Raw genomic sequence first — 20,516 nt, forward strand, 5'->3', positions numbered from 1 at the left:
GTCAGACCTCACGGATCAAGGATACGGAAGTGGCCGCCAACAGGCCGGCCTGCTGCGCCACCTGCCAGAGGCCGCGCTCGGTGGCCTGCTCGGCCAGTGTTACCGTCGGGAATTCACACAGCGCCAGCGCACACTGGTAGCGCTGGCATAACGCATCGCTGCCGATCAGCACGACGGCGGGCAGGACCGCGGCCTGGCGCTGCAAGAGGTGGCTCAGGGCAGCCAGCTCATGGCCGATCAGCAACCCGGAGAGGTAGTCAGGCTGGGCACTGGCCGACAATTGCCCGGTCAGGCCCAAGGTGCGGCAACTGAAGATGGTTGACAGCGGACCGGCAGCCCCTTCGCCGGACCGGGCCACGGCCACGCCGCGCTCGAAAGCCTCGACATCCAGCGAACCGGCCGATTGCATGGTGCGGCCCAGCAAGGTGTGCGCACACAGCGCCGCATAGACCTCGCCGGTCATGAAGGTATCGAAGTGAACAATGCGCCCCTGGACCATTTGCACCCACTTGCTGTGACTGCCAGGCAGGCCGATCAGCAGGGGCTGGGTGTCATGGGGTCGTTCAACCTGTCCGGCCAGCACGCCGAGCACCTGCGTTTCTTCGCCACGCATGACGTTGGGCAGGGCCGAATTCTGGATCACGCCGGGAATGATATGGACATCGATGCCGCGCAGGCTGCGCACCTTCACCAGTGCGGCGCTGAGGCCATCGACACTGGCCGGCGTGGCCTGATACGGCGCTTCGTGCCAGCCCTGAGCGCTGCCGACCATGCCACAGGCAATGACGGGCAGGTACGGCTGAGCATCGAGCCAGTCGCCACATGCCTGCTCGAACGCCAGCTCAAAGCCGTCGCTGCAGAGCTGCCCGGCCACAGGGGCTGGCAGGGTCGGTAATTGCATGATGCCCGCGCTCAGGGAGCGTTGTTCCAGGACCCGGCCCTGTTCACCGAGTCGATAAGCCCGGAGGGAGGTGGTTCCCCAGTCGAGTGCGATCAGTTGCGCCTGCATTGCTTCACCTTTTGTTTTTCTAAGTGACTGCGAGGCGGACTATAAACCTGACCCAGGTAAAATCTCAATATATAAATATTAATCCCATATATAGGGATATTAATTAGAGCATCCGAATACCAGATGCCGAGCAATTGCCAGCCAGCGCTGCCCCGGCCATACTCCTTGCCCATCCAGCCCAGCCTGCCCGTCGGTCAAACCGAGGGTGGTAACGTGCCTGAAGCCGCCCCCCCTTCGCTCCACCCTCTCTTTCGTTGACCTGCATGCGGCTTCCTCCTGGCTGGCATTCCGTTTTCGGCCGCTCATCTCCCTCAAGTTCAAGGACATGTGCCATGAGACGTTTTCTGGTGCTCGACAGCTTTCGCGGGCTGTGTGCGTTGGCCGTGGTGATTTACCACTCTCACATCCTGCAAGGCTTCAGCGAGTGGCTGTTTTTCAGGAACGCCCATGTACTGGTGGCGTTCCTCTTTGTGCTCAGCGGTTTTGTGATCAGCCATGCCTATGCCGGCAGGCTCCAGTCGCGCCAGCAACTGGGACGGTTCGTGACCTCACGAACCTGGCGGATCTACCCGCTGCACCTGGCCATGCTGCTGGCCGCCATCGGCCTGGAATGCGCCAAGGTGCTGGCTGAACATCTGGGCGTGCCGTTCGGCAGTGACAGCTTCAGTGGTCCACGGGCGCCGGAACAGATCCTGCCCAATCTGCTGCTGATCCAGTCGTGGTGGCCGGGCTTCGATGCCATGTCGTTCAACTACCCCGCCTGGAGCATCAGCGTCGGGTTCTATCTGTACATGCTCTTCGGCTTTATCCGCCTGGCGCTCCCGGGCAAGGCCAGGTACGCCTTTGGTTTGCTGGCACTGGGCATCCTTGTTGGCCTTTACCCTGAGTTGGGGCTATCCAGCAAAAGGCTGATGCAGGGCATTGGCTGCTTTTTTGCCGGCTGCCTGACCTACACGCTGTACCAGAAATGGCCGGCTCTGTACCTTGGCATCTGGCAGGCCAGTCTTCTGGAATCAAGTGCATTGGGCGCGACAGGGTTGGCGATCACTTATGCCAGCAGCGAACAGCAATGGGGCGTGGCGCTGCCGTTCTGCCTGGTCGTGGGCCTGTTTGCCTTCGAGGCCGGCTTAGTGTCCAGAGCCTTGCGCGCAGCTCCGTTTATCTGGCTGGGCACGCTGTCCTGTTCGATCTACCTGACCCATGCGCTGGTGCTCATGCTGTTGTCGATCAGCGCCAGCCTGGCAGAGAAGTTCACCGGCCGGGCACTGACCGTGCAGCACGAAGGCAGCGATGGCATGCACCGTTATTTCAGCTCGGGCAGCGCCATGGGCGACAACTCATTTCTGTTGCTGCAGGTGGCGTTGGTGCTGGGGGTGTCAATGCTGACCTGGCGCTTCATCGAGCAACCCGGCATTGCGCTGGGCAAGCGCTTGAACGCGCCCCGTGCGGCGGCCAGTGGCAAGCCGGCCACCTGAACGCCGGGTACAAAAAAACCGCCGGCGAAGGCGGTTTCCTTGTTGATGCATACAGCCGCTCGAAACTCAGCGCTCCAGCAGGATGCGCAACATGCGGCGCAGCGGCTCGGCCGCGCCCCACAGCAGCTGGTCGCCTACGGTAAAGGCCCCCAGGTATTGCGAGCCCATGTTCAGCTTGCGCAGACGGCCGACCGGCACGCTCATGGTGCCGGTCACCGCCGTCGGGCTCAGTTCCTTGATGCTGGCTTCGCGGTGGTTCGGCACCAGCTTGACCCAAGGGTTGTGCTGGCTGATCAAGCCTTCGATGTCCGCAATCGGCACATCCTTGTTCAACTTGATGGTCAGCGCCTGGCTGTGGCAGCGCATGGCACCGATGCGCACGCAGATGCCATCGACCGGGATCGGGCTCTTGAAGCGCCCCAGGATCTTGTTGGTCTCGGCCTGGGCCTTCCACTCTTCGCGGCTCTGGCCGTTCGGCAGCTCCTTGTCGATCCAGGGAATCAGGCTGCCGGCCAGCGGCGCGCCGAAGTTCTCGGTCGGGAACGCATCACCCCGCATGGCGTCGGCCACCTTGCGGTCGATGTCGAGGATGGCGCTGGCCGGGTTGGCCAGGTCATCGGCCACCGAGGCGTTGACCGCGCCCATCTGGCGGATCAGCTCGCGCATGTTCTGCGCGCCGGCACCCGAGGCCGCCTGGTAGGTCATGGCCGTCATCCACTCGACCAGACCGGCTTCGAACAGCCCGCCCAGGCCCATCAGCATCAGGCTGACGGTGCAGTTGCCACCGATGTAGTTCTTGGTGCCGGCGTCCAGCTGCTGGTCGATGACCTTGCGGTTGACCGGGTCCAGCACGATCACGGCATCGTCCTGCATGCGCAGGCTGGAAGCGGCGTCGATCCAGTAACCCTGCCAGCCGGCTTCACGCAGCTTGGGGAACACCTCGTTGGTGTAGTCGCCGCCCTGGCAGGTCAGAATCACGTCGAGGGTTTTCAGCTCTTCGATGCTGTACGCATCTTTCAGAGGCGCCACGTCCTTGCCCACCGATGGCGCGGTGCCACCGACATTGGAGGTGGTGAAAAACACCGGCTCAATGAGGTCGAAGTCCTGTTCTTCACGCATCCGCTGCATGAGCACGGAACCGACCATGCCACGCCAACCGATCAGACCTACACGTTTCATCGCAACACCTTAACTAAAAGTGGGACCGCCGCCGCGCCTCTGGCGAATGGCGGCGGGCCAGAGAGATTACAGATTTCGCAGCGCGGCGACTACCGCATCGCCCATTTCGACGGTGCCGACCTTCTGCTTGCCATCCGACCAGATATCGCCAGTGCGCAGGCCCTGATCCAGGACCACGCTGACGGCCTGTTCGATGGCATCGGCGGCGGCGGCCTGGTTGAAGGTGTAGCGCAGCATCATCGACACCGACAGGATGGTCGCCAGCGGGTTGGCAATGCCCTGGCCGGCAATGTCCGGCGCCGAACCGTGGCAAGGCTCGTACATGCCCTTGTTGTGGGTGTCCAGCGACGCCGACGGCAGCATGCCGATGGAGCCGGTGAGCATCGAGGCCTGGTCGGACAGGATGTCGCCAAACAGGTTGTCGGTGACGATCACGTCGAACTGCTTGGGCATACGCACCAGTTGCATGGCCGCGTTGTCGACGTACATGTGGCTCAGCTCGACGTCCGGGTAGTCCTTGGCCACCTGTTCGACCACTTCACGCCACAGCTGGCTGGAGGCCAGGACGTTGGCCTTGTCGACCGAGCACAGCTTCTTGCCACGCACGCGGGCCATGTCGAAGCCGACACGGGCGATGCGGCGGATTTCGCTTTCGCTGTACGGCAGGGTGTCGTAGGCCTGGCGCTCGCCGTTTTCCAGCACGCGGGTGCCGCGTGGCGCACCGAAGTAGATGCCACCGGTCAGCTCGCGCACGATCAGGATGTCCAGGCCGGCGACGATTTCCGGCTTCAGGCTGGAAGCCTCGGCCAGTTGCGGGTAGAGGATCGCCGGACGCAGGTTGCCGAACAGGCCCAGTTGCGCACGAATCTTCAGCAGGCCGCGCTCAGGGCGGATGTCACGCTCGATGGTGTCCCATTTCGGGCCGCCCACCGCACCCAGCAATACGGCATCGGCCGTGCGGGCGCGCTCCAGGGTTTCATCGACCAGCGGCACGCCATGCTTGTCGATGGCCGCGCCACCGATCACGTCATGGCTGAGCTCGAAGCCCAGGCTGTATTTGTCGTTGGCCAGCTCCAGCACCTTGACCGCTTCGGCCATGATTTCCGGACCAATGCCGTCGCCTGGAAGAATCAGAATCTGCTTGCTCATAACATCCTCGGGGTTAGGGTCGCCGCGCCGGTGCCCGTTCAGGGGGCACCGGCCACGGTCAAAAACTTATCGCTCGGCCCACAGTACCAGCACATCGGTACTGAACGAGCCGTCCTGCTCAATCTCGAAATAATCGCGCACTTCGCGCCCCATGGCCTGTTGCAGCTCACGGATCGCCACGCGCAGCGCTTCGGGGGTGCGCATGCGCGTCACCCACGAGGCAAATTCCAGGTGCAGCCGCTGGCGCGTGTGGCTGCGGGTAAACAGGCCGGCCTCGCTGACCTGTTGCAGCCATTCGGCGGCTGAATAGTCGCGTACATGGCTGGTGTCGCGCAGCACTTCCACGGTTTGCAGGTAGGTGTCCAGCAGCGGGCTGCCCGGCGACATCACATCGATGAACGCCGCCACCCCGCCTGGCTTGAGCACCCGCCGCACTTCACGCAGGGCCAGGCCCAGGTCGCTCCAGTGGTGCGCCGAATAACGGCTGAAGACAAAATCGAACTCGGCCTCGGCAAACGGCAAGCGCTCGGCCGGGCCACAGACGGTACGAATATTGTCCAGGCCGCGTTCGCGGGCGGCGGCCTGGACCACATCAAGCATCTGTTGCGACAGGTCATAGGCCACCACTTCGCCCACAGCGGCGGCGACATTAAAGCTGACGTGCCCGGCCCCGCAACCCAGGTCCAGCACGCGCGCCTGGCGCTGGCCCTGGACTTCGGCCTGCAGGAGTGCGAATTCGCGGCCCTGCGCATGCACGGCGCTGCTCAGGTAGGCGCTGGCCTGTTCGCCGAACTGGCGCTGGACGACATCAGTGTGAGGGGCCTGGGTCATGTTGGTATACCTTGTGTGGGGGTTTACGCAGCCATGGCCGCGCCTGCGTTATCCGCAGGAGCAGCCGGGCGTCGATCCACCTGTGCCTTGTCAGGGCCTGGCACGCATCAGTCGCGAAACAGCCATGGCTGACTTGCGCGATGCTTGCTTTCGAAGGTCGCAATGGCGTCGGCATCGACCAGCGTCAGGCCGATGTCGTCCAGGCCGTTGAGCAGGCAATGCTTGCGGAACTCGTCCACCTCGAAGCTCAGCACCTTGCCGTCAGGACGGGTCACGGTCTGGGCCTGCAGGTCGATGTTCAACTGGTAGCCAGGCTCGGCCTCGACCTGCTTGAACAACTGATCGACCTCGTCTTCGGACAGGATGATCGGCAGCATGCCGTTCTTGAAGCTGTTGTTGTAGAAGATGTCGGCATAGCTGGGCGCGATGATGGCGCGGAAACCGTACTCTTCCAGCGCCCACGGTGCGTGCTCGCGGCTGGAGCCGCAACCGAAGTTTTCCCGGGCGATCAGGATGCTTGCACCCTGGTAGCGCGCATTGTTGAGCACAAAATCATGGTTCAACGGACGCTTGGAGTTGTCCTGGTACGGCTGGCCCACGTCCAGGTAGCGCCATTCGTCGAACAGGTTCGGGCCGAAGCCGGTGCGCTTGATCGATTTCAGAAACTGCTTGGGAATGATCTGGTCGGTGTCGACGTTGGCACGATCCAGAGGTGCCACAAGGCCGTTGAGCTGGGTAAAGGCTTTCATGCTGGGCTCCTCAGTGCTGAATCAGTTCGCGAACATCGATGAAACGGCCGGTCACGGCAGCGGCGGCGGCCATCGCCGGGCTGACCAGGTGGGTGCGGCCACCGGCGCCTTGGCGGCCTTCGAAGTTCCGGTTGGAGGTGGAAGCGCAATGCTCGCCGGCACCCAGGCGATCAGGGTTCATGGCCAGGCACATCGAGCAGCCTGGCTCACGCCACTCGAAACCGGCCTCGATGAATACCTTGTCCAGCCCTTCCTGCTCGGCCAGTGCCTTGATCAGACCGGAACCCGGCACCACGATGGCCTGCTTGATGGTCGAGGCCACTTTGCGGCCCTTGGCAATCTCGGCGGCGGCGCGCAGGTCTTCGATCCGCGAGTTGGTGCACGAGCCGATGAAGACCCGGTCCAGCTTGATGTCGGTGATCGGCTGGTTGGCCTGCAGGCCCATGTATTTGAGGGCGCGCTCGATGGAGCCGCGCTTGACCAGGTCCTGCTCCTGGGCAGGGTCCGGCACGTTCTGGTCGACGGCCAGGACCATTTCCGGGGAGGTGCCCCAACTGACCTGTGGTTTGATCTGTGCGGCATCGAGTTCAACCACGGTGTCGAACACGGCATCGGGGTCCGAGACCAGGTCCTTCCAGGCGTCGACGGCCTTGTCCCAGTCGGCGCCCTTGGGCGCGAACGGACGGCCCTTGACGTAGGCGATGGTCTTTTCATCAGTGGCCACCATGCCGACACGGGCACCGGCCTCGATGGACATGTTGCAGATGGTCATGCGGCCTTCGACCGACAGGTCGCGAATCGCGCTGCCGGCAAATTCCATGGCATGACCGTTGCCGCCGGCAGTACCGATCTTGCCGATCACGGCCAGCACGATGTCCTTGGCGGTGACGCCGAACGGCAATGTGCCCTCGACGCGCACCAGCATGTTCTTCATTTTCTTGGCCACCAGGCACTGGGTGGCCAGTACGTGCTCGACCTCGGAGGTGCCGATGCCGTGGGCCAGTGCACCAAAGGCGCCGTGGGTCGAAGTGTGCGAGTCGCCGCAGACCACGCTCATGCCCGGCAAGGTGGCGCCCTGCTCGGGGCCGACGACGTGGACGATGCCCTGGCGCGGGTCGTTCATCTTGAATTCGGTGATGCCGTACTCGTCGCAGTTGTCGTCCAGGGTCTGGACCTGCAGGCGCGAGACTTCATCGGCAATGGCATTGATACCGCCCTTGCGCTCGGCCGTGGTCGGCACGTTGTGGTCGGGGGTGGCGACGATGGAGTCGACCCGCCATGGCTTGCGACCTGCCAGGCGCAGGCCTTCGAAGGCTTGCGGCGACGTCACTTCGTGGATGATATGGCGGTCGATGTAGATCAGCGACGAGCCATCGTCGCGCTGCTTGACCACATGGGAATCCCACAACTTGTCGTAAAGCGTTTTGCCAGCCATCAGCCATCTTCCTCATCAGCGTCTTTCTATGCCTTGGGTGATCAAGAATGCTCGATGACCCCTTGGCTTGTGCGGACAATGCTATGGAATATGCTTAAATAACTCAAATTCATAATTTTTATGCTTTGGATAACCAACTGGAATCCGTTGCCATGGACCTCGCCAATCTCAACGCTTTTATCGCCATTGCTGAAATCGGCAGTTTTTCCGGGGCCGGCGAACGCCTGCACCTGACTCAGCCGGCGATCAGTAAACGCATTGCCGGGCTCGAACAGCAACTGAACGTGCGCCTGTTCGATCGCCTGGGCCGCGAAGTCAGCCTTACCGAGGCCGGCCGGGCGCTGTTGCCACGCGCCTATCAGATCCTCAATGTGCTTGATGACACCCGGCGCGCCCTGACCAACCTGACCGGCGAGATCAGCGGCCGCCTGACCCTGGCCACCAGTCACCATATCGGCCTGCACCGCTTGCCGCCGGTGCTGCGCACGTTTACCCGGCGCTACCCACAGGTGGCGCTGGACATTCAGTTTCTGGATTCGGAGATTGCCTACGAGGAGATCCTGCACGGCCGTGCCGAGCTGGCGGTCATTACCCTGGCCCCTGCCCCGCACGCCCTGGTGCGCGCCGTGCCGGTCTGGGATGACCCGCTGGATTTTGTCGCCGCTCCCGAGCACCCGCTGGCCAATAGCGGGTCGGTGAGCCTTGAAGACATCGTGCGTTACCCGGCGGTGTTTCCAGGGGGCAACACCTTTACTCATCATATTGTCAGTGGTTTGTGCGAGGCACGCGGGCTGAAACCGGATATCGCCATGAGCACCAACTACATGGAGACCATCAAGATGATGGTCTCCATTGGCCTGGCCTGGAGCGTGCTGCCGCGCACCATGCTCGACGAGCAGGTGGCGCGCATCCCGTTGCCGGGTATCCAGCTCAATCGCCAACTGGGCTACATCCTGCACACCGAGCGTACGCTGTCGAATGCAGCGAAGGCGTTCATGGCCCTGCTGGATGCCGAGACCCTTCCTGCTGTCACGGACGCTGCAACGACTTGACAGGCTTACTTCAAAAAGAAGCCCCAGGCCGTCTCTCCTGCATTGAGAATAGGCAGGGTCGAGGCCTCCAGGAGAATACTGGTGTCGACCAATCCGGTGGTCTCGCCGCTGTCAGGGAGATACGCCATCCGCAGCAGCAGTGGTAATCCATATTTAACCTGCAATTCGACATCACGGGCCCACACCCTGCGCTCGCGCACGGCGCCATCGGTGTCATCCGGAAAACTCAGCTTGAGGACCCCGCCATTCATGCGGGCCATGGTCTGCCATTCCTGCACACTCGGAATCCGCAGGGCGCCTCCAAGGTAGCGGGCGGCCATATCATGCAGCACACCATAGGTGTTGAAGCCCCCAGACAGTATATTCAAGGCGTAGACACCCGAAACCAGAACCCTGTAGGTCACTGTGGCGCCGTCCATGTCGGTCACAGTGATGGTCGTCACGCCATTACCGCGGGCCGACACCTTGCCAGAGCTGGCATCGACCTGCGCCACCTCAGGATTGCTCGAGGTGTAGCGGTACGGCGGCTTGCCACCTGTCGCCGTGCGGTATTTCCAGCTTTTATCCGGCGGATTGGCCCGGTAGGCGTCGTCAACCAAGGCAAAGAAGCCGCCAAGGTTGAGATCCCGGGCATCGATACTCAGGGCCGCCCCGGGCGCAGTGCCGGCCTGCCTGACGTCCACTTCGCAGGGGCTAAAGGACACCGCTTCGCTTTCATCAATGTCGGCATCCCAGGCCACCTTGAAAATGACCTTGAGCCGGCTGCCACTTTTGAGCGTGGCCAGTTCGCTCTTGGCAATTGCAACGCTCAACCGGCCTTGCACGGCAGCATCGGGTATCAACTCGGCAATGCGAGGCGTCAGCACAAACGGCTGGTTGGCCGTGGTCGTACCTTCCAGCCGCAGCCAGTACCGCTGTCCGGGCGCGATCAGCGGCCATTTTTCGACAATGACCGTCACCGGATCCGTTGCACTGGCCAGATCCAGCACGCCCTGAGGCGCCTGCAGGATCCGAGGGGTGGGCAATTCCGATTTGTAGAAACCAAGCTCATGGATCAACGTTTCAGGCGAGTACAGGACCGCGGCCTGCCCTGTACGTGTCACTTCATAAGATACCAATACCTCCCAATTCACCGAGTAGGCAACGGCACTGGCCGGTACGGCCACCTTCAGCGGACCCACAACACTGACCCTGACCGGCTCCAGCACGGGTGTTCCAGGGCCGGGACCGCCATTCCAGGACACCCTGACCAGGTCACCGACCTTCATGTCCGGATAGACCGGAACATGAATCGTTGCGCCCTGAAGTGCATCCATAGGGTCGAGGACATCGTCCTCGTCGGCCTGCAGGACGCTGGGTGCCAGCAATTGATCGCCGGTCAAAGGCCCGACCCTGATCACAGTAAAGGGCGACTCAAGGTGTTCTTCCTCACCGCCGACCCAGCGCTTGATCACATAAAAGAGTGATGCCCGCTTGCCCGTGGCGGCCTGGACCTGGATCGGGTCGACCGTAAAACTCAGGTCGGCATCCACGTTCTCCTGCGTCACGGTCTGGACGCCCACCACGTACTTTTCCGACGCCCCTTCGATGCTCCAGTAGACACTCACCTCATCGCCCACCTGCGTGGAGGCAAAAGGCACTACCAGCGTTGCCGAATCGCCTGTCGAGGTGGTGTCCAGCCAGCCATTCTGTGCCTGTAACACCTGGATGACACCCATGCCACCCGACTCGGCAAACGCGTCCTGTTCTTGTGCATTGCCAATGAAAAACATTAACTCCGGGGAACGCAGCACCACGGAGCGCCCATTGATCAACCGGGTCAGGGTGTAATAGACCTTGACCAGCCGCCGGGCATTGACCTGCAGGACACTGTTATTGATTTCAAACTTCAGGTCGGCATTGACGTTGCGCGCCGAGACCGGAAAACGATCCCTGAAACTGCCCAGCTCGCCCGCCCCCACCCAATACAGCGTGACCATATCGCCAACCAGGGTCGCCCCCGAAGGAATATGCACATATAACTTCGAGGCCAGTGCCTCCAGCTCCAGACGCCCCGCTTCAAGCTCGTTGATCACAGGTGGCAAGGCCGCCAGGCTGGGGCCGATTCGATACGCGGTCGAGGGTGATACATAGCTTCTTTCAGGCGTACCACGATAGACGATGTAATGAACGGTGATGACATCGCCAGTCAGGTTGGCCAGGTCGCCCCCAGGCCAGTGAATCTCGAGGGGATGCCCCAGCATGCTGGCGCTCACCGCAACTTCCTGCACTGCAAGGCCATTGCGGTAGACCTCGACGAAATCCCCCAACTGCATGTCCGGGTAATCGATTTTCACGCTGGCGTAACGCTGACCGTCAGTTCCTGACAACCTGGCGGTGTCCAGCGAATCACCCTCTGCCTCGGCAATGACGGGTTTATGCAAGTCCAGCCCGTCAAGATAGAGCTGCACCACACCCGAATGCTGGATCTTGCCTGGCGCGTCAGAGTTTGCGCCCCGTGTAATCTGGTAGCTGACAGAGGCCGTGCTGCCTGCAAGGGCCTTGACCTTGTCGCTGGGCACGCGAAATTCAAATGCCTGGGCCGGGACCTGGTTAAGTACCTTGATCGCCTGCGACCAACTGACATTCGCGCCATCGAGGCCTTGCCCCTGCCACGAAATATCGATTTCATCACCGTCGGCAAAGTTGGCATGTTCAATCGTCGTGCCATCGGTGCCGTAGAACAACGTCGTGGCACTGACCAACAGGACCAGGTCTCGATCCCCCAACGTGCCAAGGCTGACGACAGGTTCTTCGACCCCATCGTTATTGATATCCACCGATTCCATCAACTCGACCAAGGGGTCGGCGATAAGTTGCTCCGACGCTTTGTATTCAGTTGTCATGATCCATTCCTTTGGGGTTGACTGATAAACAGGCTGCTGTCGAATTCCATTCATGGGCAGCCAAAAAAGAACAGCATGTCCATCAAGGCAAGACAAACAGTCCCTGATCAAAGGCACTGGCATAGATGACAGGTGCGCACTCGAAAAATGACCCAGGGGGGCTCAAAGATGAGCGCAGTTGCCTTAAAAGCGCATTATTCAGTCGCCCGCTGGCCATCACTGCCTTGACCGCAAGCCGCTTGATCACATCGGATGCGCCCAGCGCCCGTTTACACCCGCGCCAATAACCGGGTATATGATGCCGGTCAGCCGGATCCGGGCGCTTGACAGGCATACAGCCCGATCGCCAGCTAGGCTACATCCTGCACACCGAGCGCACCTTCTCGACTGCCATACAGGCTGTCATGGCGCGGCTCGATGCAGAGACACGACCCTCGCGACCCGAGGGCTGCTGGACGCAGAACGATCGTTTTACCGGCTTTTTCATTCAGGCTCGTGATCCCATGCCCAACCCCGTGGACAGTAATTCTCTGCAGTTGTCCGATCAACGCCGTGAGGCCGATGGCGTGCAACAACTGGAACAGGCGCTGCAGCACACCCGCGAGCAGTTGCAATGGGTCCTGGAGGCGGCCAGCATGGGCACCTGGGACTGGCACCTGCCCAGCGACATGCTGGAGGCTTCGCCCCGCGCCGTGCAATTGCATGGCTTGCCGGCACAGGCCTGGCAGCAGCCCAGCGCGGCTTTTTTCCAGCGTTTGTCCGCCGAAGAACGCAAACGTCTGCTGGACCTGTACAACGCCTGGCTCGACGGCCAGGAAGATCATCTACAGGCCACCTATTGCCTCGACCTGCCCGATGGCAGCACGCGCTTGCTGGAAACCCGTGTGCACCTGTATCGCGACGCACAAGGCGCGCCGCTGCGCCTGTTCGGCACCCTGCTCGACATCACCAGCCAGCAGGCCCAGGCCAGCCTGGACGCCACCCGCGAGAAATTCACCAAGGCGTTCTACTCAAGCCCCGACTCGATCACCATCACCGAACGTCACAGCGGGCGCTATCTGGAAGTCAACGACGGTTTCTGCCGCCTGACCGGCTATGCCATGGACGAGGTGGTGGGCCGTACCGCCCATGACATCAACATCTGGGGCAGCGTCGAGCAGCGCCTGCAAATGGTCGAGTACCTGCAACAGCATGGCCGCATCCACCATCGGGAAATGCTCGGGTGCAACAAGCTCGGGGATGCGCTGGTGCTTGATGTCTGCGTCGAGCCGCTGGTCCTGCACGATGTCGACTGCCTGCTGATGACCGCCCGGGATATCACCCAACTCAAGAGCGCCCAGGCCCAGATCCAGCACCTGGCCTATCACGACTCATTGACCAATCTGCCCAATCGCGCCCTGCTCACCGATCGCCTCAACCAGCAGATCGCCCTGCTCCGCCATCACAACCTGCGTGGCGCGCTGATGTTTCTCGACCTGGACCATTTCAAGCACATCAACGATTCGCTCGGCCATCCCGTGGGCGACAGTGTGCTGAAGATCGTCACCGCGCGCCTGGAGGCCAGTGTGCGTCAGGAAGACACGGTGGCACGCCTGGGCGGCGACGAGTTCGTGGTGCTGATCAGCGGCCTGGAAGGTACGCGCAAACAGGTGACCGAGCAGGTCCGCCAGCAAGCCGATACACTGCGCGAACTGCTGGCCGAGCCGATGTTCCTTGATGGCCACCGCCTGCAGGTCACCCCCAGCATCGGCATTGCCCTGATTCCCGACCACGGCACCAACACCGCCGACCTGCTCAAGCGCGCCGACATCGCGCTGTATCGGGCCAAGGATTCGGGGCGCAACACCTCACAGCTGTTCCACCACAGCATGCAAAAGGCGGCCAGCGACCGTCTGCGCCTGGAAAACGACCTGCGCATGGCGCTGGTGCGCAATGAATTCTATTTGTGCTACCAGGCCCAGGTGGATGCCCGCGACCAACGCATCATCGGGGCCGAAGCCCTGCTGCGCTGGCATCATCCCGAGCATGGCCTGCTGGCGCCCTCGCAATTTGTGCCGGTGCTCGAAGAAAGCGGCATGATCCTGGAGGTGGGCAGCCGGGTGCTGGAGCAGGCCTGTCAGGCCTGCAGCCTGCTGCTGCGTCAAGGGCTGATCGAAAGAAACGACTTCAGGATGGGCGTCAATATCAGCCCGCGCCAGTTTCACCAGAACGACTTCGTCGAGCGCATCGAGCACACCCTGCAAACCTTCCAGTTGCCCGGCAACATGCTCAAGCTGGAAATCACGGAAAGCATGGTCATCCAGAGCATGGACGACACCATCACCAAGATGCTGCGCCTGAAAAAACTGGGCATCAGCTTTGCCATGGACGATTTCGGCACCGGGTATTCGTCGCTGACGTCACTCAAGCGCCTGCCGATCGACACCCTGAAAATCGACCAGTCGTTCGTACGTGATGCCACCACCGACCCCAACGATGCCGAGATCATCCGCGCCATCACGGCCATGGCGCAGAGCCTGAACCTGCATGTCATCGCCGAAGGTGTCGAAACCCCCGAGCAACTGGCGTTTCTGCAACAGTCGGGCTGCCATGTCTATCAGGGCTATCTGTTCAGCGAGCCACTGGAAGACCCGGCCTTCGAAGCCTTGCTGCGCTTGCAGGGGCACTTGCAGGAGAACGTCTCAAGGCGTTGACTGCAGCTCGCAACCGAGCAACCTGCCGACCCGTGCGCAATCGGTCTCACGGCGCAACAGGTCGAACATCACGGTGGCCTCGGGGTAGCTTTTGGTCAGCAGCGCCAGCCATTGTTTGAGCCGGCCCGGTGCCTGCAAAGGCGTCAGCTTGACCAGGCAGGCGGCCCAGAACAGGCGCAGCATGGGCTGCAGCTCGGCCCAGGTGAGTGGCTCGACGACCTCACCGCGTGCCACGGCGGCGATTTGCCGGGCAAGGTCGGGCCTTGCCACCAGGCCACGGCCCAGCATGATGTCCTTGGCACCGCACACCGCTTTGCAGCGCTGCCAGTCTTCGACACTCCAGATCTCGCCATTGGCGACCACCGGGACCTTGACCACTTCCTGAATGCGCGCAATCCATTCCCAGTGCGCGGGCGGCTTGTAGCCATCAAGTTTGGTGCGCGCATGCACCACGATCCGCGCCGCACCGCCATCGACCAGCGCACGGGCGCAATCGAGGGCCTGGTCGGTATTTTCATACCCCAGGCGCATCTTGGCGGTGACTGGAATGGAGACCGGCACGGCACGGCGCACCTGGTTGACGATGGTGTGCAGCAACTCAGGCTCGCGCAGCAGGATCGCACCGCCCCGGGAGCGGTTGACGGTCTTGGCCGGGCAACCGAAGTTGAGGTCCAGTACCGGGGCACCCAGTTCGCAGGCAAAGGCGGCGTTTTCCGCCAGGCAGCCTGGATCGGACCCGAGCAATTGCACATGCATCGGCACGCCAGCGGCGGTTCTGGCGCCGTTGGGCAGTTCGGAGGCCAGCTTGTAGAAATAGCTGGCGGGCATCAGCCGGTCGGTCACCCGGATAAACTCGGTCACGCACCAGTCGATGCCCCCGACACGCGTCAGGACATCGCGCAGGATATCGTCGACCAGGCCCTCCATGGGCGCCAAGGCAATTTGCATGGGTCACACTCGAAAAAAAGTCCGGCAGTTTACGGCGCGCCGCCGGGAATGGGAACGCCAGCCGGGCAGATCGCCGCACCGTACCCGGCGATAAACTCATCGGGCATGCGTTTGGGGCGGCCACTGGACAGCTCGATACAGACAAAGGTGGTTTGCGCGCGCAGCAGGGTCAGGCCATCGGCGGGACGACGCAGCTGGAAGCGGCGGGTCATTTTCAGCCGCGAGTCCCAGTCGACAATCCAGGTCGCCAGTTGCAGTTCGTCGTTTTCGTAGGCGCTGGCCAGGTAATCGATTTCATGCCGGATCACCGCCATGGCGCGATCCAGGCGCCGATACTCGCTCAAGTCCAGGCCCAACTGCTGCGAATGGCGCCAGGCGCTGCGCTCCAGCCACGCGACGTAGACGGCGTTGTTGGCGTGACCCAGCCCGTCGATATCGTCGGCAGTGACATTCAGGTCGATGATGAACGGCGTTGCGAGGTCCCAGGCCATGGGTGCTCCTGCGGTGGCGGATTCGATAGACGCGCCAGTGTAGCAAGCTCAAGCACAAGCCATGGAGGGCGGGCGGCGGGAAAGCAAAACCCTGAAAAAACAAAAGGGCCATTCAATAAACGAATGACCCTTGGGCCCGCATACGCGGAAAATTGTGGCGTCCCCTAGGGGACTCGAACCCCTGTTACCGCCGTGAAAGGGCGGTGTCCTAGGCCACTAGACGAAGGGGACGCAAAACCTTCAGTCGGACTCGCCTGTTGGCGAATCTGGCAAATTGGTGGAGCTAAGCGGGATCGAACCGCTGACCTCCTGCATGCCATGCAGGCGCTCTCCCAGCTGAGCTATAGCCCCGAATTTAACGCCCTGCGGCGCAGATCAGCCTTGCGGCATCACTGGGTGAAACTGGCGTCCCCTAGGGGACTCGAACCCCTGTTACCGCCGTGAAAGGGCGGTGTCCTAGGCCACTAGACGAAGGGGACAAACCTTCTTGATGACCGGTTACCCGGTCGACTCACGGTCATTGCTGGATGACCCTGAACCTTCAAATTGGTGGAGCTAAGCGGGATCGAACCGCTGACCTCCTGCATGCCATGCAGGCGCTCTCCCAGCTGAGCTATAGCCCCACATCAGTGGACGGGGCGCATGTTAAGAGTGTTTCGGAACTCTGTCAAATTTATTTTTGAACAAAATCAAAAAAAATTTCCCATATAACAACCACTTACCGCCCTCACCCAGAAGAAACACTGGATTGATGACCGCCGGAACCCCGTTTTTACGGGGCCCGACCGCCATTACTGGCGCATCAACCGATGGTGCCCAACAGCTTTTCCCATTCCTTATTTTCTTTCTTCGACACGCCGCCCAGCAGGTCAAGCGCCTGGCGCAGGCGGAAACGGGTCAGGTCCGGCCCGAGGATTTCCATCGCATCGAGCACTGACACCGAACTGGCCTGCCCGGTGATCGCGGCAAACATCAAGGGCATGGCATCACGCAGCTTCAGTTGCAGATGGTCGACCACCGCCTGGATGGTGGCGGTGATGGCCTCCTTGTGCCACTGGCGCAGCGACTCCAGCTTCCACAACAGCAACTGCATCAATTGGCGCACCTGCTCGGGCGACAGTTTCTTGTGCTCGAACAAGGCAGGATCAGGATTGACGCCCCCGGCGAAGAAGAAACCGGCCAGCGGTGCGACCTGGCTGAACGTCTCGACCCGGCCCTGTACGTGCGGGGCGATCTGCATCAGGTACTGCGGGTTGAACGCCCATTTCTGCAAGCGGCTGGCAAATTCCTCGACCGGCAGCTCACGCAACCACTGGCCATTGAGCCAGGACAGCTTCTCGACATCGAAGATCGGTCCGCCCAGGGAAATGCGCGACAAGTCGAAGTGCTCGACCATTTCCTGCAAGGTGAACTTCTCACGCTCGTCAGGCATCGACCAGCCCATGCGGCCCAGGTAGTTGAGCATGGCCTCGGGCATGAAGCCCATGCGCTCGTAGAAGGTCACCGAGGTCGGGTTCTTGCGCTTGGACAGCTTGCTCTTGTCGGGGTTACGCAGCAGTGGCATGTAGCACAGCTGCGGCTTGTCCCAGCCGAAGTACTCGTAAAGCAGGATCAGCTTGGGCGCCGAAGGCAGCCACTCTTCGCCACGCAGCACGTGGGTGATGCCCATCAGGTGGTCATCGACGACGTTGGCCAGGAAGTAGGTAGGCAGGCCATCGGCCTTCATCAGCACCTGCATGTCCATGCGGTCCCATGGAATTTCCACGTCGCCACGCAGCAGGTCAGGCACCACGCAAACGCCTTCGCTGGGAACCTTCATGCGGATCACATGCGGTTCGCCCGCAGCCAGGCGACGCTGCACCTCATCGGGCGACAGTAACAGCGCACGGCCGTCATAACGCGGGGTTTCACCCCGCGCCTGCTGTTCGGCACGCATCTGGTCCAGCTCTTCGGCAGTGCAGAAGCACGGGAAGGCATGGCCCATCTCCACCAGCTGATCGGCGTATTTACGGTAGATGTCGCCCCGCTCGCTCTGTCGGTACGGACCGTGCGGGCCGCCGACATCCGGGCCTTCGTTCCACTCGATGCCCAGCCAGCGCAGCGCATCGAAGATCTGCTGTTCGGACTCGCGGGTCGAGCGCAACTGGTCGGTGTCTTCGATCCGCAGGATGAACTCGCCGCCGTGCTGTTTGGCAAAGCAGTAGTTGAACAAGGCGATGTAGGCGGTGCCAACATGAGGATCGCCAGTGGGCGAAGGCGCGATGCGGGTACGAACGGTGGTCATGGATAATCCCGGATAGGTCGATCAAACGACGAATCTTAGCAGGCCAGACGGCAGCTGCGTAGGACCGGCTTCAGCCGGGAAGCAGACGCTGCCAGTCCCGTGTCGCACCCTTGGCAGCCCAGGCGCCGGGCCGTCCAGCCACCCTCAAACCTTCAACAACCGCTCACGCAGCTTGGTGATCTCGTCGCGCATCTGGGCCGCGGCTTCGAACTCCAGGTCGCGGGCCAGCTCGTACATTTTCTCTTCCAGTTGACGAATGCGCTTGGTGATCTCGCTGGGCGAACGCAGTTCGTTCTCGGCACGGGCCAGCTCCTCGGCCGCCTTGGCCGCGCCCTTGCGTTTCTTGCTGCGCGCTCCCGGCACGGTGGCCCCTTCAAGAATGTCGGCCACGTCGCGCGATACACCCTTGGGCGTAATGCCGTTTGCCAGGTTGAAGGCAATCTGTTTCTCGCGGCGCCGTTCGGTCTCGCCAATGGCCCGCTCCATCGAACCGGTCATCTGATCGGCATAGAGGATGGCCCGGCCATTGAGGTTGCGCGCCGCCCGGCCGATGGTCTGGATCAGCGAGCGCTCGGAGCGCAGAAAGCCTTCCTTGTCGGCGTCCAGAATGGCCACCAGGGCCACTTCGGGCATGTCCAGCCCCTCACGCAGCAGGTTGATGCCCACCAGCACATCGAATGCCCCCAGGCGCAGGTCGCGGATGATCTCGACCCGCTCCACCGTGTCGATGTCCGAGTGCAGGTAACGCACGCGTGCGCCATGGTCGCCCAGGTAGTCGGTGAGGTCTTCGGCCATGCGCTTGGTCAGCGTGGTGACCAGCACCCGCTCGTCGACCGCCACGCACTTCTTGATTTCCGAGAGCAGGTCGTCGACCTGAGTCAGCGCCGGGCGGATCTCCACCAGCGGGTCGACCAGCCCGGTCGGCCGCACCACCTGCTCGATCACCCGCCCGGCATGCTCGGCCTCGTAGTTGCCAGGGGTGGCCGAAACAAAGATGGTCTGCGGGCTGATGGCCTCCCACTCGTCGAAGCGCATGGGCCGGTTATCCAGCGCCGAGGGCAGGCGAAAGCCGTATTCGACCAGGGTTTCCTTGCGCGAGCGGTCGCCTTTGTACATGGCACCGACCTGGGACACGCTGACGTGGGACTCGTCGATCACCAGCAACGCGTCGGCCGGCAGGTAATCGAACAGGGTCGGCGGCGGCGCACCGCTAGGCCGGCCGGACAGGTAGCGCGAGTAGTTCTCGATGCCGTTGCAGTAGCCCAGCTCCAGCATCATTTCCAGATCGAAGCGGGTGCGCTGTTCCAGGCGCTGGGCCTCAAGCAGCTTGTTGGCACCGCGCAAGTATTCCAGCCGCTCCTGCAGCTCGACCTTGATGCCCTCGATGGCCTCCAGCAGCGTTTCACGCGGGGTGACGTAGTGGCTCTTGGGGTAGAAGGTGAAGCGCGGCAGCTTGCTGATCACCTCGCCGGTCAGCGGGTCGAAGGCCGACAGGCTCTCGACCTCGTCATCGAACAACTCGATGCGGATCGCCTCAAGGTCCGACTCGGCCGGATAGACGTCGATCACATCGCCACGCACCCGGAAGGTGGCGCGGGCAAAATCCATGTCGTTGCGGGTGTATTGCAAGTCTGCCAGACGGCGCAGCAAGGCACGCTGGTCGAGTTTGTCGCCACGGTCGATGTGCAGGACCATGCGCAAATAGGTTTCAGGGCTGCCCAGGCCGTAGATGCACGACACCGTGGTGACGATGATGGCGTCCTTGCGTTCCAGCAGGGCCTTGGTGGCCGACAGGCGCATCTGCTCGATATGGTCGTTGATCGAGGCATCCTTTTCGATAAAGGTGTCCGACGACGGCACGTAGGCTTCAGGCTGGTAGTAGTCGTAGTAAGAGACGAAATATTCCACGGCGTTATTGGGGAAAAACGCCTTGAACTCCCCATACAGTTGCGCCGCCAGGGTCTTGTTCGGCGCCAGCACCAGCGTCGGGCGCTGCACCTGGGCGATGACGTTGGCGATGCTGAACGTCTTGCCCGAGCCGGTCACGCCCAACAGGGTCTGGTGGGCCAGCCCGGCCTCGATGCCTTCGACCATCTGCCGGATGGCTTCAGGCTGGTCGCCAGCGGGTTGAAAACGCGTAACGAGCTGAAACTCGGACATAGCCTGCCTCTTGAGGTAAAAAGCGCCAGGCGCTGCGACCCTGCGCAGCGCCCGCAAGACGCCTGGTCTATTCAAATGGAGACGGGCGCGTGGCTTTTCAAGACAGCGCCAAGACCCGCTATTACAGCATTGAGGCCTGGCACCCGGCATCGTTCGGCAAGAATTTTGAAATATCC

The 20,516-nt window shown here is 61.9% G+C and carries 14 protein-coding genes and 4 tRNA genes; 3 read left to right on the plus strand and 15 right to left on the minus strand.

The window, feature by feature from the left end; genetic code table 11:
• Window position 1: 1 nt before the first annotated feature.
• The gene (locus DGA31_RS09520) at window positions 2-1,009 is read right to left on the minus strand and encodes a 2-dehydro-3-deoxygalactonokinase (protein WP_109512356.1); all 1,008 of its coding nucleotides are present in this window, start codon (window positions 1,007-1,009) and stop codon (window positions 2-4) included.
• A gap of 332 nt (window positions 1,010-1,341) precedes the next feature.
• Here DGA31_RS09520 and DGA31_RS09525 point away from each other — a divergent pair, with 332 nt between their 5' ends.
• Entirely contained in the window at window positions 1,342-2,484 is a 1,143-nt protein-coding gene (locus tag DGA31_RS09525) for an acyltransferase family protein (protein WP_161959170.1), read from the plus strand.
• A gap of 66 nt (window positions 2,485-2,550) precedes the next feature.
• Here DGA31_RS09525 and asd read toward each other — a convergent pair whose 3' ends face one another.
• The 5 genes from asd to leuC all read right to left on the minus strand — a co-directional run bounded on the left by asd (window position 2,551) and on the right by leuC (window position 7,827).
• A complete protein-coding gene (asd, locus tag DGA31_RS09530) occupies window positions 2,551-3,663 on the minus strand; it encodes an aspartate-semialdehyde dehydrogenase (protein WP_056840058.1) in 1,113 nt (370 codons plus the stop codon).
• A gap of 66 nt (window positions 3,664-3,729) precedes the next feature.
• On the minus strand, window positions 3,730-4,812 hold the full coding sequence (gene leuB / locus DGA31_RS09535) for a 3-isopropylmalate dehydrogenase (RefSeq protein ID WP_109512358.1): 1,083 nt from the start codon (window positions 4,810-4,812) through the stop codon (window positions 3,730-3,732).
• A gap of 66 nt (window positions 4,813-4,878) precedes the next feature.
• Entirely contained in the window at window positions 4,879-5,643 is a 765-nt protein-coding gene (locus DGA31_RS09540) for a class I SAM-dependent methyltransferase (protein ID WP_109512359.1), read from the minus strand.
• A gap of 107 nt (window positions 5,644-5,750) precedes the next feature.
• Window positions 5,751-6,392: a 3-isopropylmalate dehydratase small subunit gene (gene leuD / locus DGA31_RS09545; protein ID WP_056840061.1), complete on the minus strand. Its 642-nt coding sequence runs from the start codon at window positions 6,390-6,392 to the stop codon at window positions 5,751-5,753.
• Window positions 6,393-6,402: 10 nt separating this feature from the next.
• Entirely contained in the window at window positions 6,403-7,827 is a 1,425-nt protein-coding gene (gene leuC / locus DGA31_RS09550) for a 3-isopropylmalate dehydratase large subunit (protein WP_109512360.1), read from the minus strand.
• A gap of 152 nt (window positions 7,828-7,979) precedes the next feature.
• Between leuC and DGA31_RS09555 the strand changes: the two genes are divergently transcribed.
• On the plus strand, window positions 7,980-8,879 hold the full coding sequence (locus DGA31_RS09555) for a LysR family transcriptional regulator (protein WP_109512361.1): 900 nt from the start codon (window positions 7,980-7,982) through the stop codon (window positions 8,877-8,879).
• A gap of 5 nt (window positions 8,880-8,884) precedes the next feature.
• Here the strand turns inward: DGA31_RS09555 and DGA31_RS09560 are convergent, their stop codons facing one another.
• Window positions 8,885-11,860 (minus strand): Ig-like domain-containing protein, encoded by a 2,976-nt coding sequence (locus DGA31_RS09560; protein ID WP_161959171.1) that lies wholly within the window; start codon window positions 11,858-11,860, stop codon window positions 8,885-8,887.
• A 407-nt stretch (window positions 11,861-12,267) separates the two neighbouring features.
• Between DGA31_RS09560 and DGA31_RS09565 the strand changes: the two genes are divergently transcribed.
• Window positions 12,268-14,457, plus strand: coding sequence for a putative bifunctional diguanylate cyclase/phosphodiesterase (locus tag DGA31_RS09565; RefSeq protein WP_109512363.1), 2,190 nt, complete (start codon window positions 12,268-12,270; stop codon window positions 14,455-14,457).
• Here the strand turns inward: DGA31_RS09565 and DGA31_RS09570 are convergent.
• From DGA31_RS09570 to uvrB, 8 genes are all read right to left on the minus strand, one after another.
• Window positions 14,446-15,405 (minus strand): tRNA dihydrouridine synthase, encoded by a 960-nt coding sequence (locus DGA31_RS09570; protein ID WP_109512364.1) that lies wholly within the window; start codon window positions 15,403-15,405, stop codon window positions 14,446-14,448. The two genes, DGA31_RS09565 and DGA31_RS09570, sit on opposite strands and share 12 nt — an antisense overlap.
• Before the next feature lie 29 nt (window positions 15,406-15,434).
• Window positions 15,435-15,896 (minus strand): acyl-CoA thioesterase, encoded by a 462-nt coding sequence (locus tag DGA31_RS09575; protein ID WP_109512365.1) that lies wholly within the window; start codon window positions 15,894-15,896, stop codon window positions 15,435-15,437.
• Window positions 15,897-16,051: 155 nt separating this feature from the next.
• A tRNA-Glu gene (locus tag DGA31_RS09580) sits at window positions 16,052-16,127 on the minus strand.
• Window positions 16,128-16,171: 44 nt separating this feature from the next.
• Window positions 16,172-16,247: transfer RNA gene (locus tag DGA31_RS09585), tRNA-Ala, on the minus strand.
• Between the two features lie 52 nt (window positions 16,248-16,299).
• A tRNA-Glu gene (locus DGA31_RS09590) sits at window positions 16,300-16,375 on the minus strand.
• Between the two features lie 68 nt (window positions 16,376-16,443).
• A tRNA-Ala gene (locus DGA31_RS09595) sits at window positions 16,444-16,519 on the minus strand.
• 179 nt (window positions 16,520-16,698) lie between these two features.
• Entirely contained in the window at window positions 16,699-18,180 is a 1,482-nt protein-coding gene (gene gltX / locus DGA31_RS09600; protein WP_109512366.1) for a glutamate--tRNA ligase, read from the minus strand.
• A 144-nt stretch (window positions 18,181-18,324) separates the two neighbouring features.
• Window positions 18,325-20,340: an excinuclease ABC subunit UvrB gene (uvrB, locus tag DGA31_RS09605; RefSeq protein ID WP_056840071.1), complete on the minus strand. Its 2,016-nt coding sequence runs from the start codon at window positions 20,338-20,340 to the stop codon at window positions 18,325-18,327.
• Between the last annotated feature and the right edge of the window lie 176 nt (window positions 20,341-20,516).

The sequence above is a fragment of the Pseudomonas ovata genome (assembly GCF_003131185.1).
GTDB classification, from domain to species: domain Bacteria; phylum Pseudomonadota; class Gammaproteobacteria; order Pseudomonadales; family Pseudomonadaceae; genus Aquipseudomonas; species Aquipseudomonas ovata.

Bases quoted from the DNA above. Each gene is read 5' to 3' on its own strand.
- DGA31_RS09525 (WP_161959170.1), top strand. From the start codon at position 1,342: ATGAGACGTTTTCTGGTGCTCGACAGCTTTCGCGGGCTGTGTGCGTTG.
- asd (WP_056840058.1), bottom strand. From the start codon at position 3,663: ATGAAACGTGTAGGTCTGATCGGTTGGCGTGGCATGGTCGGTTCCGTG.
- DGA31_RS09520 (WP_109512356.1), bottom strand. From the start codon at position 1,009: ATGCAGGCGCAACTGATCGCACTCGACTGGGGAACCACCTCCCTCCGG.
- DGA31_RS09575 (WP_109512365.1), bottom strand. From the start codon at position 15,896: ATGGCCTGGGACCTCGCAACGCCGTTCATCATCGACCTGAATGTCACT.
- gltX (WP_109512366.1), bottom strand. From the start codon at position 18,180: ATGACCACCGTTCGTACCCGCATCGCGCCTTCGCCCACTGGCGATCCT.
- DGA31_RS09555 (WP_109512361.1), top strand. From the start codon at position 7,980: ATGGACCTCGCCAATCTCAACGCTTTTATCGCCATTGCTGAAATCGGC.
- DGA31_RS09565 (WP_109512363.1), top strand. From the start codon at position 12,268: ATGCCCAACCCCGTGGACAGTAATTCTCTGCAGTTGTCCGATCAACGC.
- DGA31_RS09570 (WP_109512364.1), bottom strand. From the start codon at position 15,405: ATGCAAATTGCCTTGGCGCCCATGGAGGGCCTGGTCGACGATATCCTG.
- uvrB (WP_056840071.1), bottom strand. From the start codon at position 20,340: ATGTCCGAGTTTCAGCTCGTTACGCGTTTTCAACCCGCTGGCGACCAG.
- DGA31_RS09540 (WP_109512359.1), bottom strand. From the start codon at position 5,643: ATGACCCAGGCCCCTCACACTGATGTCGTCCAGCGCCAGTTCGGCGAA.
- leuB (WP_109512358.1), bottom strand. From the start codon at position 4,812: ATGAGCAAGCAGATTCTGATTCTTCCAGGCGACGGCATTGGTCCGGAA.
- leuD (WP_056840061.1), bottom strand. From the start codon at position 6,392: ATGAAAGCCTTTACCCAGCTCAACGGCCTTGTGGCACCTCTGGATCGT.
- leuC (WP_109512360.1), bottom strand. From the start codon at position 7,827: ATGGCTGGCAAAACGCTTTACGACAAGTTGTGGGATTCCCATGTGGTC.